At 51.9% G+C, this 5,234-nt stretch carries 2 tRNA genes and 2 rRNA genes; all 4 read right to left on the reverse strand.

The window, feature by feature from the left end:
• Positions 1-59 precede the first annotated feature (59 nt).
• The 4 genes from BMZ19_RS21890 to BMZ19_RS21905 all read right to left on the reverse strand — a co-directional run bounded on the left by BMZ19_RS21890 (position 60) and on the right by BMZ19_RS21905 (position 4,998).
• Positions 60-2,951, reverse strand: a 23S ribosomal RNA gene (locus tag BMZ19_RS21890).
• A 259-nt stretch (positions 2,952-3,210) separates the two neighbouring features.
• Positions 3,211-3,286 (reverse strand) — tRNA-Ala (locus BMZ19_RS21895).
• Between the two features lie 32 nt (positions 3,287-3,318).
• Positions 3,319-3,395 (reverse strand) — tRNA-Ile (locus BMZ19_RS21900).
• A 66-nt stretch (positions 3,396-3,461) separates the two neighbouring features.
• Positions 3,462-4,998: ribosomal RNA gene (locus BMZ19_RS21905) — 16S ribosomal RNA — on the reverse strand.
• The 16S and 23S rRNA genes sit together here with 2 tRNA genes alongside, the layout of an rRNA operon.
• Positions 4,999-5,234: the final 236 nt, after the last annotated feature.

The following is a 5,234-nucleotide window of genomic DNA, read 5'->3' on the forward strand; positions in this document are numbered from 1 at the left end:
ACGCGTTCTTGCAAGCTTTCGGCCTGTCACACGCAAACAACAAATTGTTTGGGTGTTATATGGTCAAGCCTCACGGGCAATTAGTACTGGTTAGCTCAACGCCTCACAACGCTTACACACCCAGCCTATCAACGTCGTAGTCTTCGACGGCCCTTCAGGGAGCTCAAGGCTCCAGTGAGATCTCATCTTGAGGCAAGTTTCCCGCTTAGATGCTTTCAGCGGTTATCTTTTCCGAACATAGCTACCCGGCAATGCCACTGGCGTGACAACCGGAACACCAGAGGTTCGTCCACTCCGGTCCTCTCGTACTAGGAGCAGCCCCTCTCAAATCTCAAACGTCCACGGCAGATAGGGACCGAACTGTCTCACGACGTTCTAAACCCAGCTCGCGTACCACTTTAAATGGCGAACAGCCATACCCTTGGGACCGGCTTCAGCCCCAGGATGTGATGAGCCGACATCGAGGTGCCAAACACCGCCGTCGATATGAACTCTTGGGCGGTATCAGCCTGTTATCCCCGGAGTACCTTTTATCCGTTGAGCGATGGCCCTTCCATACAGAACCACCGGATCACTAAGACCTACTTTCGTACCTGCTCGACGTGTCTGTCTCGCAGTCAAGCGCGCTTTTGCCTTTATACTCTACGCGTGATTTCCGACCACGCTGAGCGCACCTTCGTACTCCTCCGTTACTCTTTAGGAGGAGACCGCCCCAGTCAAACTACCCACCATACACTGTCCTCGATCCGGATAACGGACCAGAGTTAGAACCTCAAGGTTGCCAGGGTGGTATTTCAAGGTTGGCTCCACGCAGACTGGCGTCCACGCTTCAAAGCCTCCCACCTATCCTACACAAGCAAGCTCAAAGTCCAGTGCAAAGCTATAGTAAAGGTTCACGGGGTCTTTCCGTCTAGCCGCGGATACACTGCATCTTCACAGCGATTTCAATTTCACTGAGTCTCGGGTGGAGACAGCGCCGCCATCGTTACGCCATTCGTGCAGGTCGGAACTTACCCGACAAGGAATTTCGCTACCTTAGGACCGTTATAGTTACGGCCGCCGTTTACCGGGGCTTCGATCAAGAGCTTCGCTTTCGCTAACCCCATCAATTAACCTTCCGGCACCGGGCAGGCGTCACACCCTATACGTCCACTTTCGTGTTTGCAGAGTGCTGTGTTTTTAATAAACAGTCGCAGCGGCCTGGTATCTTCGACCGGCATGGGCTTACGTAGTAAATACTTCACCCTCACCGGCGCACCTTCTCCCGAAGTTACGGTGCCATTTTGCCTAGTTCCTTCACCCGAGTTCTCTCAAGCGCCTTGGTATTCTCTACCCAACCACCTGTGTCGGTTTGGGGTACGGTTCCTGGTTACCTGAAGCTTAGAAGCTTTTCCTGGAAGCATGGCATCAACCACTTCGTCATCTAAAAGACAACTCGTCATCAGTTCTCAGCCTTAGGATCCCGGATTTACCTAAGATCCCAGCCTACAACCTTAAACTTGGACAACCAACGCCAAGCTGGCCTAGCCTTCTCCGTCCCTCCATCGCAGTAACCAGAAGTACAGGAATATTAACCTGTTTCCCATCGACTACGCTCTTCAGCCTCGCCTTAGGGACCGACTAACCCTGCGTCGATTAACGTTGCGCAGGAACCCTTGGTCTTTCGGCGTGCGAGTTTTTCACTCGCATTGTCGTTACTCATGTCAGCATTCGCACTTCTGATACCTCCAGCAAGCTTCTCAACTCACCTTCACAGGCTTACAGAACGCTCCTCTACCGCACATCCAAAGGATGCACCCGTAGCTTCGGTGTATGGTTTGAGCCCCGTTACATCTTCCGCGCAGGCCGACTCGACTAGTGAGCTATTACGCTTTCTTTAAAGGGTGGCTGCTTCTAAGCCAACCTCCTAGCTGTCTAAGCCTTCCCACATCGTTTACCACTTAACCATAACTTTGGGACCTTAGCTGACGGTCTGGGTTGTTTCCCTTTTCACGACGGACGTTAGCACCCGCCGTGTGTCTCCCACGCTCGCACTTCCAGGTATTCGGAGTTTGCATCGGTTTGGTAAGTCGGGATGACCCCCTAGCCGAAACAGTGCTCTACCCCCTGGAGTGATACGTGAGGCGCTACCTAAATAGCTTTCGAGGAGAACCAGCTATCTCCGAGCTTGATTAGCCTTTCACTCCTATCCACAAGTCATCCCCTACCTTTTCAACGGGAGTGGGTTCGGTCCTCCAGTCAGTGTTACCTAACCTTCAACCTGCTCATGGATAGATCGCCCGGTTTCGGGTCTATACCCAGCGACTAAACGCCCTATTAAGACTCGCTTTCGCTACGCCTCCCCTAAACGGTTAAGCTCGCCACTGAATATAAGTCGCTGACCCATTATACAAAAGGTACGCAGTCACCCAACAAAGTGGGCTCCCACTGCTTGTACGCATACGGTTTCAGGTTCTATTTCACTCCCCTCTCCGGGGTTCTTTTCGCCTTTCCCTCACGGTACTGGTTCACTATCGGTCAGTCAGTAGTATTTAGCCTTGGAGGATGGTCCCCCCATATTCAGACAAAGTTTCTCGTGCTCCGTCCTACTCGATTTCACTTCAAGGATTCTTTCGTGTACGGGGCTATCACCCACTACGGCGGCACTTTCCAGAGCCTTCCACTAAAATCCAAGAAGCTTAAGGGCTAATCCCCGTTCGCTCGCCACTACTAAGGGAATCTCGGTTGATTTCTATTCCTCAGGGTACTTAGATGTTTCAGTTCCCCTGGTTCGCCTCTTGCACCTATGTATTCAGTACAAGATACCCAGCTTATGCTGGGTGGGTTCCCCCATTCAGAAATCTCCGGATCAAAGTCTGTTTGCCGACTCCCCGAAGCTTATCGCAGGCTACCACGTCTTTCATCGCCTCTGACTGCCAAGGCATCCACCGTATGCGCTTATTCACTTGACCATATAACCCCAAGCAATCTGGTTATATTCGTGTAAATACGACATTCGCCGAAAACTTGCGCTTGAACTCGCAAATTTACCTTGACTTGATTAGCCGCCAGTGAAAACGACTAACCAGTCTACTTCTATCACATACCCAAATTTTTAAAGAACAGTCTGATACAAAGACCAGAAATCAATGTTTCACACGCTACAACTGCCTCACGGCACCTGGCGGTAAACACTCATTTCTGAGCTTTCGGCGATTTTCGTCTTGGGAGTGGTGGAGCCAAGGAGGATCGAACTCCTGACCTCCTGCGTGCAAAGCAGGCGCTCTCCCAGCTGAGCTATGGCCCCATCAATTTGACCGGCCTGCGCACCACGACAATTGGTGGGTCTGGGCAGATTCGAACTGCCGACCTCACCCTTATCAGGGGTGCGCTCTAACCAACTGAGCTACAGACCCAATCGCCTTTCATCAGTGAATCAAGCAATTCGTGTGGGAACTTATGAGGAAGCTGAAGTCTTCGATTAAGGAGGTGATCCAGCCGCAGGTTCCCCTACGGCTACCTTGTTACGACTTCACCCCAGTCATGAATCACTCCGTGGTAACCGTCCCCCCGAAGGTTAGACTAGCTACTTCTGGAGCAACCCACTCCCATGGTGTGACGGGCGGTGTGTACAAGGCCCGGGAACGTATTCACCGTGACATTCTGATTCACGATTACTAGCGATTCCGACTTCACGCAGTCGAGTTGCAGACTGCGATCCGGACTACGATCGGTTTTGTGAGATTAGCTCCACCTCGCGGCTTGGCAACCCTCTGTACCGACCATTGTAGCACGTGTGTAGCCCTGGCCGTAAGGGCCATGATGACTTGACGTCATCCCCACCTTCCTCCGGTTTGTCACCGGCAGTCTCCTTAGAGTGCCCACCATTACGTGCTGGTAACTAAGGACAAGGGTTGCGCTCGTTACGGGACTTAACCCAACATCTCACGACACGAGCTGACGACAGCCATGCAGCACCTGTGTCTGAGTTCCCGAAGGCACCAATCCATCTCTGGAAAGTTCTCAGCATGTCAAGGCCAGGTAAGGTTCTTCGCGTTGCTTCGAATTAAACCACATGCTCCACCGCTTGTGCGGGCCCCCGTCAATTCATTTGAGTTTTAACCTTGCGGCCGTACTCCCCAGGCGGTCAACTTATCGCGTTAGCTTCGTTACTAAGTCCTCAAGGAACCCAACAACTAGTTGACATCGTTTACGGCGTGGACTACCAGGGTATCTAATCCTGTTTGCTCCCCACGCTTTCGCACCTCAGTGTCAGTATTAGTCCAGGTGGTCGCCTTCGCCACTGGTGTTCCTTCCTATATCTACGCATTTCACCGCTACACAGGAAATTCCACCACCCTCTACCATACTCTAGCCCAGTAGTTTTGGATGCAGTTCCCAGGTTGAGCCCGGGGCTTTCACATCCAACTTGCTGAACCACCTACGCGCGCTTTACGCCCAGTAATTCCGATTAACGCTTGCACCCTTCGTATTACCGCGGCTGCTGGCACGAAGTTAGCCGGTGCTTATTCTGCTGGTAACGTCAAAACAGCAAGGTATTAACTTACTGCCCTTCCTCCCAGCTTAAAGTGCTTTACAATCCGAAGACCTTCTTCACACACGCGGCATGGCTGGATCAGGCTTTCGCCCATTGTCCAATATTCCCCACTGCTGCCTCCCGTAGGAGTCTGGACCGTGTCTCAGTTCCAGTGTGACTGATCATCCTCTCAGACCAGTTACGGATCGTCGCCTTGGTGAGCCTTTACCCCACCAACTAGCTAATCCGACCTAGGCTCATCCGATAGCGCAAGGCCCGAAGGTCCCCTGCTTTCTCCCGTAGGACGTATGCGGTATTAGCGTTCCTTTCGAAACGTTGTCCCCCACTATCGGGCAGATTCCTAGGCATTACTCACCCGTCCGCCGCTGAATCAGGTAGCAAGCTACCCTCATCCGCTCGACTTGCATGTGTTAGGCCTGCCGCCAGCGTTCAATCTGAGCCATGATCAAACTCTTCAGTTCACATCATTGCGGGTTTTGAGAAAACCCTAAACTTGGCTCAGCAATCGCAAATAAACTCATGAATTCACGAGACTACTTGTGATGCTGATAATCTTGCGACTGTCAGTCTTATCTCACAAGCACCCACACGAATTGCTTGATTCAACTTGTTAAAGAGCGTTTCGATCAAGTCTTTCGTCTCAACCGAGGCCGCGAATTCTACAGCAGCCTTGCATTCTGTCAAGCGTTTTTCGAAA

The organism is Pseudomonas linyingensis (assembly GCF_900109175.1).
Taxonomy (GTDB): Bacteria; Pseudomonadota; Gammaproteobacteria; order Pseudomonadales; family Pseudomonadaceae; genus Geopseudomonas; species Geopseudomonas linyingensis.